The following is a 212-nucleotide window of genomic DNA, read 5'->3' as shown; positions in this document are numbered from 1 at the left end:
ATACTTTCCGTTATTCCGTATACTTCCGTATATGTTTTTATTCCTTTAAACGGTAACTTTACACTTCTTTCCCTTGTCAATGTATCTGAACTTATTGTACTTTCATTTAATACTTTTCCTTCTTTTGATGTTACTTTCGTTATTTCATTCCCTTTTATTTCTCCACCTATATTTATTACACCTTTATTTCCTTCTAAAAGGACTTCTTTTCC

At 29.7% G+C, this 212-nt stretch carries 1 protein-coding gene; it reads right to left on the bottom strand.

The window, feature by feature from the left end:
• On the bottom strand, positions 1 to 212 hold a 212-nt coding region (locus EII29_RS12610; RefSeq protein WP_158612588.1), incomplete at both ends, for a hypothetical protein.

The organism is Leptotrichia sp. OH3620_COT-345 (genome assembly GCF_003932895.1).
Taxonomy (GTDB): domain Bacteria; phylum Fusobacteriota; class Fusobacteriia; order Fusobacteriales; family Leptotrichiaceae; genus Pseudoleptotrichia.
This window is presented reverse-complemented; position numbering and strand designations above follow the sequence as displayed.